The sequence below is a fragment of the Pasteurella atlantica genome, assembly GCF_963693435.1.
In the GTDB taxonomy this organism is placed as follows: Bacteria; Pseudomonadota; Gammaproteobacteria; order Enterobacterales; family Pasteurellaceae; genus Phocoenobacter; species Phocoenobacter atlanticus.
The window spans coordinates 1610579-1628693 of record NZ_OY856306.1; the positions used below are offsets into that span (position 1 = coordinate 1610579).

At 36.6% G+C, this 18115-nt stretch carries 7 protein-coding genes; 1 reads left to right on the forward strand and 6 read right to left on the reverse strand.

Annotated elements, in window-relative coordinates; genetic code table 11:
• Positions 1-271: 271 nt before the first annotated feature.
• From fadD to U9966_RS07665, 4 genes are all read right to left on the reverse strand, one after another.
• Positions 272-1954, reverse strand: coding sequence for a long-chain-fatty-acid--CoA ligase FadD (fadD, locus tag U9966_RS07650; protein ID WP_306347672.1), 1683 nt, complete (start codon positions 1952-1954; stop codon positions 272-274).
• Positions 1955-2030: 76 nt separating this feature from the next.
• Positions 2031-3101, reverse strand: a complete 1071-nt coding sequence (locus tag U9966_RS07655; RefSeq protein ID WP_306347673.1) for a lytic murein transglycosylase — start codon at positions 3099-3101, stop codon at positions 2031-2033.
• Positions 3102-3378: 277 nt separating this feature from the next.
• Positions 3379-6222 (reverse strand): YadA-like family protein, encoded by a 2844-nt coding sequence (locus tag U9966_RS07660; protein WP_306347674.1) that lies wholly within the window; start codon positions 6220-6222, stop codon positions 3379-3381.
• 471 nt (positions 6223-6693) lie between these two features.
• The gene (locus U9966_RS07665; protein WP_322631694.1) at positions 6694-15117 is read right to left on the reverse strand and encodes a YadA-like family protein; all 8424 of its coding nucleotides are present in this window, start codon (positions 15115-15117) and stop codon (positions 6694-6696) included.
• Between the two features lie 537 nt (positions 15118-15654).
• Here U9966_RS07665 and U9966_RS07670 point away from each other — a divergent pair.
• Positions 15655-16845, forward strand: a complete 1191-nt coding sequence (locus U9966_RS07670; RefSeq protein ID WP_306347697.1) for an amino acid aminotransferase — start codon at positions 15655-15657, stop codon at positions 16843-16845.
• Between the two features lie 149 nt (positions 16846-16994).
• Here the strand turns inward: U9966_RS07670 and U9966_RS07675 are convergent, their stop codons facing one another.
• Positions 16995-17426 (reverse strand): GAF domain-containing protein, encoded by a 432-nt coding sequence (locus U9966_RS07675; protein ID WP_306347696.1) that lies wholly within the window; start codon positions 17424-17426, stop codon positions 16995-16997.
• A gap of 45 nt (positions 17427-17471) precedes the next feature.
• The gene (locus tag U9966_RS07680; RefSeq protein WP_306347695.1) at positions 17472-18032 is read right to left on the reverse strand and encodes a methyltransferase domain-containing protein; all 561 of its coding nucleotides are present in this window, start codon (positions 18030-18032) and stop codon (positions 17472-17474) included.
• Positions 18033-18115 lie beyond the last annotated feature (83 nt).

Consider the following 18115-nt stretch of genomic DNA (forward strand, 5'->3'; position numbering starts at 1 on the left):
ACAGGGGGGATCTAACGTTTGCTAATGCCACCTCTACGATCCAAATAACTATTTATGTAAATGTTCAGTACTGATTTCAATTTAATTTAGTATAAATAGAAATATTCGCATTGTCTGGAATTTTCAAACTAAAAAAGAAACCCTGATACCAATGTTAGTATCAGGGGAGGTCTTACTTAAGAATTATGAAAAACTCTACACTTTAATCTATCAGCATATTGTTACTTACTATGACTAGGCATTTTTCAATAAGTTCATAAAAAAAGTAATTTTATTGATTTAATTTTGCAATTTCTTCATCTCTCAACACACGACGAAGGATTTTACCTATATTAGTTTTAGGCAATTCATCTCTAAATTCTACATCTCGTGGAATTTTATACCCTGTTAAATGCTGACGACAATGCTTTTTAAGTTCATCACGAGTTAAACTTTCTTCTTTTTTAGTGACATAAACTTTAATGCTTTCACCAGAACGCTCATTTGGGATACCCACAGCGACCACTTCGTTGACTTTGGGATGTAATGCTATTACATCTTCAATTTCATTTGGATAAACATTAAAACCTGAAACAATAATCATATCTTTTTTACGATCAACAATACGCAAATTGAGATCTTCTCCCATTTCTACAATATCACCTGTTGCAACCCAACCATCTTTAATAGATTGCTGTGTATCTTCAGGTCTGTTCCAATAGCCTTTCATTACTTGAGGACCTTTAACCCACAACTCCCCTCGTTGACCTAAAGAAACATCATTACCTTCATCATCAACAATTCGGATATCTGTATTTGGCATTGGAATACCAATTGAGCCAGAGTATTCTGTTGAATCAATTCTTGTTGCAGAAATAAGAGGAGAACATTCTGTCATCCCATAACCTTCAATAATATGACACCCTGTTGTTTCGTGCCAACGTTGTGCAACTGAACGCTGAACTGCAGCGCCTCCTCCCACCGACATTTTTAATTTTGAGAAATTAATTTCTTTAAAATTCTCATTATTTAATAAAGCATTAAATAGTGTATTTACCCCTGTTAATGCAACAAAAGGATATTTTCTGATATCTTTAATAAATGCTGGAATATCACGGGGATTTGTAATTAACAATCCTGTTAAACCTAACTCAATAAAAAGTAAACAATTAATAGTTAAAGCAAAAATATGATACATCGGCAATGCAATGACACCAACATTGCCCGATCCCGTTCCTAACAAAGGTTCCCCTACCCATTTTGCTTGCATCACATTTGCAATCACATTTTGATGCGTTAACATTGCCCCTTTAGCGACACCGGTTGTCCCGCCTGTATATTGTAAAAATGCCAAATCTTCCTTATTAATTACTGGCTTAATATATTGTCGGTATTTACCAATATTTAAGGCTTCTCTAAAAGTCACTGCGTGAGGAAGTTTATATTTTGGTACTAATTTTTTAACATATTTCACCACAAAATTAACGAGATTACGTTTACCGAAAGAAAGCTGATCTCCCATTCTAGTTAAAATCACGTGCTGAATAGGGGTATTAAATACCACTTTTTCTAAAGTTGCCGCAAAATTTGAAACAATCACTATTGCTTTTGCACCGCTATCATTAAGCTGGTGTTCCAATTCTCTTGGTGTATAAAGCGGATTAACATTCACCACCACCAAACCTGCTCTTAACGCACCAAACAACGCAATTGGGTATTGCAATAAATTTGGCATCATCAATGCAATACGATCCCCTTTCTCCAATCGTAATTCATTTTGTAAATAAGCAGCAAAAGCTCGACTACGCTCTTCCAACTTACGAAAAGTTAATACTTTCCCCATATTAATATAAGCAGGAATATCTGGATGCCTTCTTATAGCATTTTCAAACATCTCCAATAAAGATTCATACTTATCCACATCAACTGTCTTTTCTGCAGTTGGCGGATAATTTTTGAACCAAATCTTACCCATTATTATGTTCCTCTATTTTTATACTTATTTTCTCTAAAACAATTGAGTATTCTACAATATTTAAACAATATATTCATTAATAAACTTCAGCAGCAATTCTTTCTGCAAATTGACCAATACTTACGGCAAAATAATTTGAATTATTCCAGCGTTTTAATACTCGATAATTATTAGAAACTAAAAATGCTCTCCCTACTTCTTTATTTGGGAGAACTAGCCACAAATCCGTATCAGATAACTGATCTAATTTTATTAAATTCATATCATCTAACTTAATAATATTTATCCCTAAATCTACCCATTGCGATAATTTTTTTGCCTTCTTTTTTTGAACACCTGATAATGCTAAGTCTATAGGTAGACTAAGTTCTACTTCAATCCCCCAAGGTAAAGTGTTATCCCACCCCATACTTGAAATATAAGACGCAATCGAAGCAAATACATCATAAGGTTCAGTCCAAATATCTTTCTGACCATCATTATCACCATCTGCCGCATAATGTAAATAAGTTGTAGGCATAAATTGAGATTGTCCCATTGCCCCAGCCCACGATCCTTTCATTTTCAATCGTGAAATTGTTTTATTTTCAAGAATTTTCATCGCATTAATAAATTCTTGTGTAAATAACTTTTCTCTTCGTCCATCAAATGATAACGTGGCTAATACGGAAAGAACATCATAATTACCTTGATAATAACCAAAGCTACTTTCCATCCCCCACAATGCCATCAAATACTCTTTTGGTACATTATATTTCTTACTCGCTTTTGTTAATTGAGGTTGATATTCCCACCATAAATCAACGGCTTTATTAACCTTTTTTTGAGTTAATACTCTTTTTAAATAATGGGTTATACCGTCAGGATTAGGACGAGGAGGCAAAGTAGAGTGTGGTTTTTTAGAAGATTGTCGCTGATCTAATTCAACCGCTTTATCTATATAAAAAATATCATTCTGTTTTGCAAGAAATTGAGAAGAAATACCCGCTTGTTTTGCTTTATTTTTTAAAAAATTAACATAATCATCAAAATTATCTAATGTTCGAGCTTTATTATATGTTTTAAGTTGATATTCTGAACTATTTGCACAACTTGTTGAAATACCCGCTATTAGTAACAATCCAACGAATAATCGTAATTTTTTCATAAAATTTACCTAAAATAAGAAAATAGTTTTGATTTTGTCAAATTTTAGCAATGTTGTCTAGTTTACTTAATAAGGCAAGCAGGACAAAATTATACTTTAATTGAATATAGGGTTAATTTATAATCAAAATTCCAGATAAATGACAGTAATAATAATTCGTGAATTAGTAAACTTTCAATAAAATCTGCCCGCTGTTTACCCAATAAAAAATGCTCTCATCAATTGAAGAAAGCATTTTATCAAATCTAATATTTAATCCACTACAATAAAATATTAATTACCAAGCATAGCCCACTCCAACACCTCCACCGACTTGACCAGTAGTATCTGTATTAAGTGCCCCTTTAAGGAGCCATTTTCCATTATTAGAAATTGTTGAAAGTCCTATAGCAATAGAGTTTGACTGCTTATAAGTTGCGCCTGCTAAGGATAACATACTTTGACCAGGTTTATAGGCTTGTGGTAAGAGTGCTGAAGCCATTGCACTTGAAACACCTGCTTTTACCTCTTTCAAGTCATTCGTTATAGCTGCCATATCTTTTTTAACTTCCGTTTTAAATTCTTTTAGCTGTCTATAATTAACCGCATCTCCATTCGCTATTGCATCACCTAAATTAGTGACTCTTCCGCCATTAACTGAGATACTTCTTTCTTTATCACTTAATGTAAGTTTACTGCCTCCTGTCGTACTAGCAATAGAAGAAATACCTGTTAAATTTTTTGCAAGTTTAACTTCTAAACCATTTGTATTTGCGACTACACCAACATTGTTATCACTAAGTTTGATTTTATCTTTGACTCCACCTTTAATAGTTAATGTTTTATTTAATTTAACATTTTTAGCTCCAGTGTCACCAGTAAAGGCTAAACCATCATCCACTGTAGCAACTTCTTTTTTCACTTTAGTTGTTTTATCAACATAGACAATTCTGTCAGTCATTATTCCATCTACATCATTTTTACCATTTTGGATACTAATATTGTAGAATTTATTATTTTTATCACTTGCACCTTGAAGTCCAATAATGCCTTGATTTCCTTCTTTTCCTATAGTAACTAAAGTCTTACCATCACTATCTTTGATACCAATTCCGTTATCACCATTAATAGAAATACTACTTTTACCATTTTTTCCTTTAACTGTAATACCATCTTTACCATCAATGCTTATACGATTTTTACCATTTTTATCCTCAACACCAATATAACCATCTTTACCATTCTTACCTTTTCCAATATTATTAATTTCAGTATCAACATAGGTTTTAACAGCTTTTTCTTGAACTAGTTGTGTGCTTGAACCATTAATAGCATTTTTGCCCACATTTTGACCTAAAATTAATTTATCATTACCGATGTTTGAACCCGTTTTATTTAGATAGGTTATATTTGCGTTATCTGCTAAATTTTCTAATTTTGAGGTAATATCATTACTTAATGAAACAATAAACTCTTGGTTATCTGTATTAGCAGCTATTTTGGTTAAGCTTACCTTAATACCTGTGCCTGCTTTTACTTTTTCACGCGATTTTGTTTTTAATTCTTTTAGTAATTCATCTGCTATTTTATCTTTCGTTACGGCATTATCCACAAGTTTAACGGTTGAAACTCCACTATCTTTTAAAGACACTTGACCTTTTTTAATCTCAACACTTGTACCATCAACATTTATTTTTAGATCAACTTCACCTGTTGCAACATTTTTATTGGTACCAATGCGAACAGACTGATCTGAACTGGTAATATTTTGAATAGCATCTGCATTAAGTTTAGTATTTAATGCTGTTTTAACTTGCGTATCTGTCACTAATTTACCATTTGATACCGTTAAATTTGCACCAGTATTTAACTTAGTTATCCAAGCTTTTATATTTTCATCACTTAAGTTTTCAGCATTTTTATCTGCTTTATTCATAGTACCTGCAATTTCTTTAATTTTTTCTGAATTCAAGCCTAGAGTATATTTGGTTCCTTTTTTTGTTGTTGCAGGAACAGTAGCTAATGTTAAACCGCTATTTGGTTTGACTGCTACTTCCTCTTTTAATGTTTTACTCACATTAACGATTTGAGCACCTAACTCAATAGCTTTGTTATCAACATAGGTTTTCACTGCATTTTCTTGAACCAGTTGTGTGCCATTACCTGTAATATCAGTTTTTCCTGTATTTTTACCAAATTCTGATTTCACTGCATCATCACCGATATTTGAACCAGAAGTATTTAAATAAGTCGCATTGGCATTATTGGCTAAATTTCCTAATTTTGTGGCAACACTATCACTTAAGGACACCGTAAACTCTTGGTTATCTTTATCCGCAGCCACGGTGGTTGGGCTGACTTTAATACCCGCACCCGCTTTCACTTTTTCACGTGATTTTGCTTTTAACTCGGTTAATAATGCATCTGCAATTTTGTCTTCCGTTACCGCATTATCGGCTAGTTTTGCAGCTGAAATGCCTTTATCTTTGACTGATACTTTACCTTTTGCAACTTCAATACTTGTGCCATCCACTTCTGGTGCTGATGCAACGGCTTGTAATTGCCCATCTTTATTTACTTTAATCGTTGAACCATCTACATTTATTCTTAAATCAACATCTCCTGCCAATACATTTTTATTTGAACCAATAACAACAGATTTATTTAAACTAGTGATATTTTTGATATTACTTGCGTTAAGTTTAGTATTTAATACCTTTTCTATATTAGTCACTTTTTCATCAACAGCATCAACATAAGTTTTTACTGCTTGCTCTTGAACAAGTTGAGTTCCATCACCTGTAATAGTTGTTTTACCTACATTTTTACCAAAGGTTGATTTATTACTATCTTTACCAACATTTGAACCATCAACATATAACTTATCTGGTCCTAGTGTTATTGTTGTTGTCGTTGTTCCTGCTTCTCCATCAACTCCTGCTTCAGCCATTGCAACTGTTGTTACAAATAAACTAGAAAGCATAATAGCTATTTTTGTAAATTTAAATGAAAATATCGTTTGTTTATTTGAAGATTGAAAATTTCCTGTAGTATGAGACTTACTTCCATTTTTGACAAGCTCTGAAGTTACAGTATAGGTTTGTGTTATTTGATTAAACACGACTTTGAATATTTTGTTCATAATGAAATACCTTATATTATTTTATGCCTTTCCTTAGGTGTACAAACTGACTAAAATCCTTTTGGAATTGATTGAAATTTATACAAAAAAATATCTTGCACATTTGAGAATTATATACATAAATAAAAATCATAACAATTAGAATTAATGAGTTTAAAGGAAAGAACACAGGGCAACCGCAAATTTTTACCTATTGATTTTTATAAATTAATAATAAAATCTAAATATAGCGGTTACATTAATGGTTAAATTTGTAAATTAAATATCTAATATGGAGACGCTGTATGCTACGTCTCAGAATATGGGTTGATATACATAATCCTATCGTTGTATTACACAAAATAACGCATTGATTTTATTTAAAAATAAAAGTGTAATTTTGCTCTGTTACTGCAATAAAAATGCCCCCTTCGAATGAAGCGGGCATTTTATTTTAGATTAATCTTTAATTTCTATTCTTAAATCTTAATCCTACCACTGATAGCCTGCACCTATGCCAACACCAACTTTTCCTTCCGTATTTGCATTCAGATTTCCTTTGATAATCCATTTACCATTATCAGAAATCGATGAAACACCCACTGCAAAAGAAGCCGCTTTGTCATAACTTGCCCCCGCTAAAGAGACCATACTATGTCCTGGTTTATAAGCTTGTGGTAAGCTTGCTGCTGCCATCGCACTTGATGTGCCACTGCTTGCACCTTTTCTCACGTCCTCTAATCCTTTATTTAACTGAGCAAGATTAACAGCATCACCCGCTTTGGTTCCCGCAGCAATATTATGGATTTGGTTTCCACCCATATTGATGTCAACATTCTTCTCAACCGTTACTTTAGATCCTTCTTGTAAGTGGAGGTTTCCGCCTTTATTAATGCTAATTTCTGAACCATTATTTACATTAATATTCGCACCTTTATTGACCGTCACCCCTTTGTTGTTGATGGTCGTATTTTGGATTTCAATCTTCTCTGGATTAACCACTGAACCTGAGCCTGTTCCAGTCCCTGGTTCACCTTTGTCACCTTTAGGACCTTTTTGAGCAAGAATAAAGTCTTGTTCTGACTTACTTTGATTGCCCGCTTGTCCTTTCCAGATTTCATAGGCAGATTTACCGTCTTTTCCATCTTTACCGTTGACACCGTCTTTCCCTTTAAAGTTAGGGTCATTTTTCAAGGTCTCCTTGTCTAACGTAATGTGAGCCACTTGTTTTCCATCTTTGGTTTGTTTTTCAACTTTTAAGCCATCTCCAAAGTCAAATGCAAGTTCGCCTAACTCAAAGTCACCCGCCGCTTTGCCATCACTTAAGAATGAGATAGTCGGTAATATCTGTTTCTGCCAAGCAGCAACATCAATACCTTTACCATTATTCAGGGCTTTTAACTGTTTGTAGTTCACCGCATCGGTATCTTGTGTTGCGTCACCGATATTGGTAATGCGTTTACCCCCTGCGTTAATGCCTTCATTCGAGATAGAAACAACATCATTTCCTTTCGCTGCTCCAAATACGATTGAATCTAAACCAGTGAGGTCTTTTGCCAGTTTAACGGCTAACCCATCTGTACCATTGTTCACGACACCAATGTTGTTATCACTGAGTTTTGCGGTTTCTGTTACGCCCCCTTTGATATTTAAGGTGTCATTCAGTTTTACTGCTTGTTTGCCATTATCCGTTGCAAGGATAAAACCATCATCTAACGTCGCAACCGTATGCGTTGTGCCAGTTTCATCTTGGTAAATCACACGGGTTAAGCTTTCGCCGTCTTTTCCATTCACGCCTGCTTTTCCATTGACCACTTTGATGTCTGCTGAAACGTCTTTCGCTGGTTTTCCGTCGATGCCATCGTGTCCATTTAGTCCGATGACCCCGTTGGTTCCATTCACACCATCTTCACCTTTGATAGTCACGCCATTTTTACCGTCTTTACCATTAACGGCAATGCCATCTGCACCTTTAATGGAAATGCCATCTTTTCCATCTTTTCCTTTGATTGAAATACCGTCTTTTCCATTAATCGCAACTGCATTTTCACCGTCTTTACCGTTTAAGCCATTTGCTCCATCTTTCCCTGCAATACTTAAACCGTCTTTACCTGCAATGCCAATACCCTCAACACCTTGCAGTTTCTTCGCCAGTTTGATTTCTAACTTACCATCTGTGGTATCAACAAAGATATTGTCTGCAGCAAACTCAGCGTCTTTCGTTAAGTGTTTAGCTGGATCAGTGCCTTTTTGTCCTTCAATCACTAAGGTGTCATTAAGGGCTTTCATCACTTTATTCGGCGTATTGCCAGCAAAGACTAACCCATCATCCAGTGTGGCAACCGTATGCGTGGTACCAGTTTCATCTTGGTAAATCACACGGGTTAAGCTTTCACCATCTTTTCCATTCACGCCTGCTTTTCCATTGACCACTTTGATGTCTGCGGAAACATCTTTCGCTGGTTTTCCGTCGATGCCATCGTGTCCATTTAGTCCGATGACCCCGTTGGTTCCATTCACACCATCTTCACCTTTGATAGTGACGCCGTTTTTACCGTCTTTGCCTTTCACCGTAATACCGTCTTTTCCATCAATGCCGACGCCATTTTTACCGTCTTTACCATCAACGCCGATGTAACCGTCTTTACCGTCTTTGGCTTTACCCACTTTTTCAAGTGCTGTATCAACATAAGTTTTTACTGCTTTTTCTTGAACTAGCTCCGTGGTTTTACCGTCAATGGTGTCTTTACCGACATTTTGACCCAGTGTTGCTTTATTGTTAGCAATATTTGAGCCATCTGCTTTTAAGTAGTCTGTCGCAAGGTGAGTTGTTCCTGCGACTTCTTTTACTTTCGCTGCATCTAAACCTAAGGTATATTTTGCCCCTTTCTCTGTTGTTGCGTTTGTTTTTGTCAGTGTTAACCCACTGTTTTCAACAATCGCCACTTCTTCTTTCGAGGTTTTGCCTACATTGGTAATCTGTGTCGTTAACTCTGTTGCTTTACCATCAACATACGTTTTCACAGCACCACCTGTTACGGTGTTTTGATTACCCGCTTCCACTTTACCCACACCGACTTTATTAAGAACAGTAGTGACATCTGTGCCTAGTTTCTCTTTGGTTACCGCCGCATTTAAAATTTTCGCCGTCGTCACCGCATTATCGACAAGACCGATTGCACCCTTGCTATTTTTCGCCAGTGTTGTGCCATCAAGATTGACTTTTAAGTCCACTTTGCCTGCGGTAGTTTTGGTATCAATACCTATAGTCTTATCTGTACTGATAATGTCATTGGCTTCCAGTTTGCTGGCAATATTGCTGTTAGTGGCTAACCCATCAATACCCAGTTTTTCTTTCCATTTACCCACATCTGCAGGGTCGGTTAAGTTAGACGCATCTTTGTTGGCTTTTGCCGCTAAATCAGCAGGAAGGGTAGTAGTACCTGCGACTTCTTTTACTTTCGCTGCATCTAAACCTAAGGTATAAATCGCCCCTTTGGTTGTGGTTGCGGCGGTGGTATCTAGTGTTAAGCCACTGTTTTCAACAATCGCCACTTCTTCTTTTAAGGTTTTGCTCACATTCGTGATTTGGTTACCTAACTGAACCGCTTTACCATCCACATAGCTTTTCACGGCTTTTTCTTGAACTAGCTGTGTACCATTACCCGTAATACTTGCTTTACCAACATTTTGACCGAAGGTCGCTTTTGCGGTGTCATTACCGATATTAGCACCTGTTTTATTTAAGTAAGTCGCATTTGGGTTAGCGGCTAAGTTATCCAATTTGGTTTTTACTGCATCACTTAATGATACCGTAAACTCTTGGTTATCTTTATCCGCAGCCACGGTAGTTGGGCTGACTTTAATACCTGCACCTGCTTTCACTTTTTCACGTGATTTTGCTTTTAACTCGGTTAATAATGCATCTGCAATTTTGTCTTCCGTTACCGCATTATCGGCTAGTTTTGCAGCTGAAATGCCTTTATCTTTGACAGAGACTTTACCCGCTGAGTTTAATGCCACGCTGGTACCATCCACTTCTGGTGCAGAGGCAACAGCTTGTAATTGACCTTCGTCATTCACTTTAATGGTTGAGCCATCAACATTGATTTTTAAATCCACTTTACCTGCGGTGGTTTTGGTATCAATAGTCACCGATTTATCCTTGCTGGTGATGTCATCGGCTTCCAATTTACTTGCAATATTTGCGTTAGTTGGTAACCCATCAATACCCAGTTTTTTCTTCCATTTACCCACATCTGCAGGGTCGGTTAAGTTAGACGCATCTTTGTTGGCTTTTGCCGCTAAATCTGCTGGAAGGGTTGTGGTGCCTGCGACTTCTTTTACTTTCGCTGCATCTAAACCTAAGGTATAAATCGCCCCTTTGGTTGTGGTTGCGGCGGTGGTATCTAGTGTTAAGCCACTGTTTTCAACAATCGCCACTTCTTCTTTTAAGGTTTTGCTCACATTCGTGATTTGATTACCTAACTGAACCGCTTTGTTATCCACATAGCTTTTCACGGCTTTTTCTTGAACAAGCTGTGTACCATTACCCGTAATACTTGCTTTACCGACATTTTGACCGAAGGTCGCTTTTGCGGTGTCATTACCGATGTTTGAGCCTGTTTTGTTTAAGTAAGTCGCATTTGGGTTAGCAGCTAAGTTATCCAATTTGGTTTTTACTGCATCACTTAATGATACCGTAAACTCTTGGTTATCTTTATCCGCAGCCACGGTGGTTGGGCTGACTTTAATACCCGCACCCGCTTTGACTTTTTCACGTGATTTTGCTTTTAACTCGGTTAATAATGCATCTGCAATTTTGTCTTCCGTTACCGCATTATCGGCTAGTTTTGCAGCTGAAATGCCTTTATCTTTGACAGAGACTTTACCCGCTGAGTTTAATGCCACGCTGGTACCATCCACTTCTGGTGCAGAGGCAACGGCTTGTAATTGACCTTCGTCATTCACTTTAATGGTTGAGCCATCAACATTGATTTTTAAATCCACTTTACCTGCAGTGGTTGTGGTGTCGATAGTGACTGTTTTATCCTTGCTGGTGATATCATCCGCATCCAGTTTTGTGTCGAGTACAGTTTTAACTTGAGCACCTAACTGAACCGCTTTACCATCCACATAGCTTTTCACGGCTTTTTCTTGAACAAGCTGAGTGCCATTACCCGTAATACTTGCTTTACCGACATTTTGACCGAAGGTCGCTTTTGCGGTGTCGTTACCGATGTTTGAGCCTGTTTTGTTTAAGTAAGTCGCATTTGGGTTAGCGGCTAAGTTATCCAATTTGGTTTTTACTGCATCACTTAATGATACCGTAAACTCTTGGTTATCTTTATCCGCAGCCACGGTAGTTGGGCTGACTTTAATACCTGCACCTGCTTTAACTTTTTCACGAGATTTTGCTTTTAACTCGGTTAATAATGCATCTGCAATTTTGTCTTCCGTTACCGCATTATCGGCTAGTTTTGCAGCTGAAATGCCTTTATCTTTGACAGAGACTTTACCTGCTGAGTTTAATGCCACGCTGGTACCATCCACTTCTGGTGCAGAGGCAACGGCTTGTAATTGACCTTCGTCATTCACTTTAATGGTTGAGCCATCAACATTGATTTTTAAATCTACCTCACCAGTGGCAACATTTTTATTTGTGCCAATAACAATAGATTTATCTGAGCTGGTGATATTTCTGATATCACTGGTACCCAGTTTTGTATCAAGTGCAGTTTTTACTTGCGAATCAGTCACTAACTTGCCTGTTGGTGCGGTGATATTTGCACCTGTATTTAACTTGGTTGTCCAAGCATTTACTTCTGCTGCCCCTAAATTACCTGCATTTTTGTCTGCTTTATTGCCTAAAGCGGTCTCATTTTGAGCAATTTTTGCAAGTTTTGTTTTGGTATCTTGCGATAGGGCGACCGTCCAGTTTTTATTTTTCGCTGTTGTCCCACCTGTTACTTCAATACCGTCACCTTTAGTGACTCTTTCAACAGAGTTAGTATCTGTATCGATTTTTCTCTTCCACGCAGCAACATCTGCCGTACTTAAATTACCTGCATTTTTATCTGCTTTGTTATTCAGTGTAGTGCTATTTGCAAGGGTTTTACGTTTGGCTGCATCGGCAGTGGTTTTTATATCCCCAATCGCTTCGTGAATCGTGCCTTTGCCTGTCCCCCCAATATTGGTAAATGTAATGTTCCCATTTTCATTTAATGCAGCATTACCACCGAAGTTATTTTTAACCGATTTTGCAACATTACCAATGGCTTTATTGGTAGCAAAAAGTTGTGAACCATTGATCGCATCGGTTGAGGTTTGAGCGATTTTACCCGGTGCAACATTGATGATTTGTTTTTCGTAATGATCTTTACCGACAGACACCACACCATCCGCAAAACCAGTGAAGTCTTTATATTTAAGTCCGTTTACTGTTGCACTATCTTCTTGTGTAAAGGCACGTGTTTCTGCTTTTGAACCTAAGGCGACGGAGTTTTCATTATTGGCAACAGCGTCAAAGCCTAGTGCTAAAGAATTGTTTTCTGTTGCTTTGGCACGATAGCCCATTGCAACCGCTTCTATCTCTCTAAGCGCTTCATTTGGTTTGTCCATTTCTCTTACTTTAGCAACAAGTTGCAGAACTCTTTCTTCTACATTTTCAGAGGAAACTTCTTTCCCTTCAGCGTTTAATTGTGCTTGTGCAATGGCATTTATCGACATACCACGGTCAAATAATTTTTCAGTCTCTTCTGCACTTAATCCTAACTTTTTCGCTTCTGCTCTTACAAATTCATTTTCAACTTCCTGATAAGATTTAACTTCTTTACCTGCAACCGTCATTGTTCCTAATGCCATTGAACCATCTGCATAAGCTCTTCCTCCTAAAGCCCCTGCGTGTTCATAGATTTTGGTTTCCATAAATTTAGCTTTTTCAAAATCATCTGTTATTGCGGCAATTTTGGCTCTATCTTCTGCGGTAAATGCATCACTATAATCTGCTAGCATTCCATCATAATCTTTAGCATTTATGTACTGATATACGCCTTCTCCTTTTGAGCTTAGTGGTGATTCTTCCCCCCCCGTCGCTAATGAACCCCTACCTACTGCTAATGACTTAAATCCCATTGTGGTAGAACCATAACCTTTTGCTTCGGTTCTCACCCCCATTGATCTTGCAGAATCAGCTGTTGCTTCTGTTCTATATCCTGTTGCCATTGAATGCATACCTGAAGCAATTACTCGATCTCCTATTGCAAAGGCTTCATCACCTGACACCACTGACTTATTACCCATAGCCACTGCTCCTGCACCTTTGACTATATTGCCATAACCAGCTACTACTGCTGAGTTGTAACCTTCAACCGTATTTTCTGCTCCACCTAATATAGCTGAGTTTTCTGCTGTGACTTTGTTTCTGCCAGTTCCATCAATTCCACTGCCATTACCACCACCTACAATGATTGAATCGTGCCCTAATGCGTGACCATTACGTCCGCCTATGACGGTTCCTCCATCTCCCACTGTGCTAGTACCTGCGGTAGATATATTTATTGAACCATCTTCTGCAGCAATTGCTCCTGTACCTATTGCAATGGAGCGTCTTCCTCCTGCATTAGTATCAAACCCTAATGCAATTGATTTATCTTCTGTTGCTTTTGAACGATAACCCATTGCAACCGCTTCTATCTCTCTAAGCGCTTTATTTGGTTTGTCGTTTTGTTTTACTTTCGCAACAAGTTGCAGAATTCTTTCTTCTACATTTTCAGAGGAAACTTCTTTCCCTTCAGCGTTTAATTGTGCTTGTGCAATGGCATTTATCGACATACCACGGTCAAATAATTTTTCAGTCTCTTCTGCACTTAATCCTAACTTTTTCGCTTCTGCTCTTACAAATTCATTTTCAACTTCCTGATAAGATTTAACTTCTTTACCTGCAACCGTCATTGTTCCTAATGCCATTGAACCATCTGCATAAGCTCTTCCTCCTAAAGCCCCTGCGTGTTCATAGATTTTGGTTTCCATAAATTTAGCTTTTTCAAAATCATCTGTTATTGCGGCAATTTTGGCTCTATCTTCTGCGGTAAATGCATCACTATAATCTGCTAGCATTCCATCATAATCTTTAGCATTTATGTAATGATATACGCCTTCTCCTTTTGAGCTTAGTGGTGCTCCTTTTCCACCTATGGCTAATGAACCCGTACCTACTGCTAATGACTTTAATCCCATTGCGGTAGAACCATAACCTTTTGCTTCGGTTCTCACCCCCATTGCTCTTGCAGAAGCAGTTGTTGCTTCTGTTCTATATCCTGTTGCCATTGAATGCATACCTGAAGCAATTACTCTATCTCCTATTGCAAAAGCTTCATCGCCTGATACCACTGACCTATGACCCATAGCCACTGCTCTTGCACCTTTGACTATATTGTCATAACCAGCTACTACTGCTGAGTTGTAACCTTCAACCGTATTTCCTGCTCCACCTAATATAGCTGAGTTTGTTGATGTGACTTTGTTTCTGCCAGATGCATCAATTCCACTGCCATCACCACCACCTACAATGATTGAATCTTGACCTAATACGTGACCATTACGTCCGCCTATGGTAACACCATTAGAAGCTACTGTACCATTAGCGGTTTCCAACTTATCAAGTCTTGCTTTTAATGCATTAAATTCTGCATCAGAAACCACTGCCATTGCTGAAGAGCTAAAACCTAATATCATTGAGATTGCTAAGGCAATTTTTGCAAATTTGGGTAAGAATGTACCCGCTTGCTGTTCTGAAGACAGAGGACGGAAGACAGAAGACTGTGTTTGTGATTTTTTAGCGCCTTTGGCTAATTCGCTGACGGCGGTGTATGTTTGTGTTGTTTGATTAAACACGATTTTGTAGATGTTGTTCATAAAAAGATACCTTCTTTTAAGTTGATAACCTTTCCTTAGGATTTTTTGAGGGGATGTAAAATCCTTTTACTGCCCGTAAATATTTTGTTAAAAAATATGTGTAAACCTTCCGATTGTAAAAAAAAAAAAAAAAAACGCAAGTGAAATCGTAGTAATGGCGGCGGTTTGTTTAAAAAATAAACAAAAGTGTGATGGGTAAATAGAGGTATGATGCGAATTAAAATTTGCAAATTTAATATTTTATATAGATAAACAGGGCATTCCTGTCTCTACGGTATATTTTATATATCAATGAGTTATAGATTAAATTGATAAAATATAGCGGTGACATTCAGTTTAAAATTTACCATTTTTATGTTTGCTTTTCTTAATAGTATCCACATAACCATTATTAATTTCTCAAAATCAATAGTTAAACTTGTGTGGTTATTCTGCATTTTTGCAAAAAACTTCACAAATCTACCCGCTTGCTCTTATCAATTTAAAAAAATCCTCGTATAATCGTGGTTTTGCAACACAATATTAAAAGGAAAAACTATGTTTAAACATATCCAAGTCGCACCTGCTGATCCTATTTTAGGGTTGGGCGAAGCTTTTAAAACAGAAACTCGTACTAATAAAATTAATTTAGGTATTGGCGTTTATGCCAATGCTGAAGGAAAAACGCCGATTATTAAAGCGGTAAAAGAGGCTGAGCGTCGTTTATTTGAAACTGAAAACAATAAAAATTATTTACCTATCGACGGAGTAGCAGAATATAACGCTTATACTCAACAATTGCTCTTTGGTGAAAATGCAGAAGTGATTACGCAAAAACGAGCAAAAACAGCTCAAACGTTGGGGGGTACAGGTGCATTACGTGTTGCGGGTGAGTTTATTAAATCACAAACTTCTGCACAAAATATTTGGATCTCTGCCCCAACTTGGCCAAATCACAATGCCATTTTTAGTAATGTTGGGCTTAATATTAAACATTATCGTTATTACAATGAAGAGACTAAAGGACTAGACTGGGATAATTTAATTGCTGATTTAGACCAAGCAAATGCTGGTGATGTGGTGTTATTTCACGGTTGTTGTCATAACCCAACAGGTATTGACCCAACCCCCGAACAATGGGATGCTTTAGCCAAAATGTCACAAGAGAAAAAATGGCTACCACTCTTTGACTTTGCTTATCAAGGTTTTGCAAATGGCTTAGAAGAAGATGCCTATGCGTTACGTACTTTTGCGAAAAACCATAATGAATTACTGGTTGCCAGTTCATATTCTAAAAACTTTGGTTTATATAAAGAGCGTGTAGGGGCATTCACTTTAGTTGCGGAAAATGAAACCATTGCAAACAATGCACTTAGTCAGATCAAACAGATTATTCGAGTGCTCTACTCTAACCCAGCTTCACACGGAGCAAGCACTGTTTCAACGGTATTAGCCGACAGTGAATTAAAAGCGAGTTGGATTACTGAACTCACAGAAATGCGTGAACGTATTAAAGAAATGCGTCATCAATTTGTTGCTCGATTAAAGCAAAAAGGGGTCACTCAAAACTTTGATTTTATCCTTGAACAAAATGGTATGTTCTCTTTTAGTGGCTTAACAGCAGAACAAGTTGATCGCCTTAAAGATGAATTTGCGGTTTATGCTGTACGTTCAGGACGTATCAATGTGGCGGGTATCACGGCTGCGAATATTGATGATTTGTGTGAAGCGATTGTAAAAGTTCTCTAATTTATTATAAATAAGCGGTATGATTTTAATTAGAATTTGCAAATTTTAATTAAGATCGTACCGCTATTTTATTGGTTGTTTACAAATTTTTTCGAGTAGATTTCACTTTTCTCTAATTATTCAAAAACTTGCAAATTTTTATGCAAATCTTACCGCTTTAATACAAGATCTACACAAGCGGTTAAAAATTCCACATCTTTATCCGAAAAACGATCTAACAATGGGCTATCAACATCAAGCTCTGCAACCATTTCACCCTTTTCATCTAGGATAGGAATAACTACTTCAGAACGAGAGGCTACATCACAAGCAATATGCCCTTCAAATTGATGAGTGTCAGGTACAACGATAGTTTCTAAACGCTCCCACGCCGTACCACAAACACCTTTCCCTTTTGGAATATTAGAACAAGCGACTTTCCCTTGAAAAGGTCCTACTTTTAATACATCACCACGTACAATATAAAATCCTACCCAATTAATATTAGGAACAGTTTCATATAAAAATGCACTAATATTTGCCATTCTGGAAATAATATCTTCTTCATCACCAAGAATTGCTTCTAATTGTTTAATATCCATTTAAGATCTCCATATTTTTCTAAATTATAATCCTCAACCAAAATGTTATACCCCATTTTCATTTTTTTCAAATATCAAAAATGATTGTTTATTTAATAATTTTAAATCTCGTATAACTGAAAAACCAGCTTCTTTAAGCTCTTTAATTATCAAGGCTTTTTTAGTGTAATGTCCCGAAAATCTAAAAAGAGAAAAACTTTCATCATAATCAATTATTATAATCTTACCTTTAGTTGTCATCATATTAGATATTTTTCTAAAATAATCAGTTCTATTTTCTAAATGATGATAAACATTTCGTGTAAAAACAAAGTCTATCTTTTCCTGTAAATCAGGTATTTCATTTGGTTGTATTTTTATTCCTACAATATTCAAATATGATTTTCCAATCACATTTAAATTTTCAATAAATGTTTTGTCTGTGTCAATACCATAATAATTCCCTTTTTCACCAACTATTTCTGAAAATATCTTTGCGTAATAACCACCACCAACTCCGATTTCAAGGATCTTGTCTCCTTGTTTAATATTCATAATATTAATAATTTCTTTTGATTTATTTTTAGGTGCTGAAGCAGCCTTATTATATCTCTCAATTTTTGTCATTTGTAGGTCCTACTATTTTTTCACTTTGATTGACTGTAAAGTTACCTCTTCAAAATAATCTGTCATTGTTAGGCAATATTATA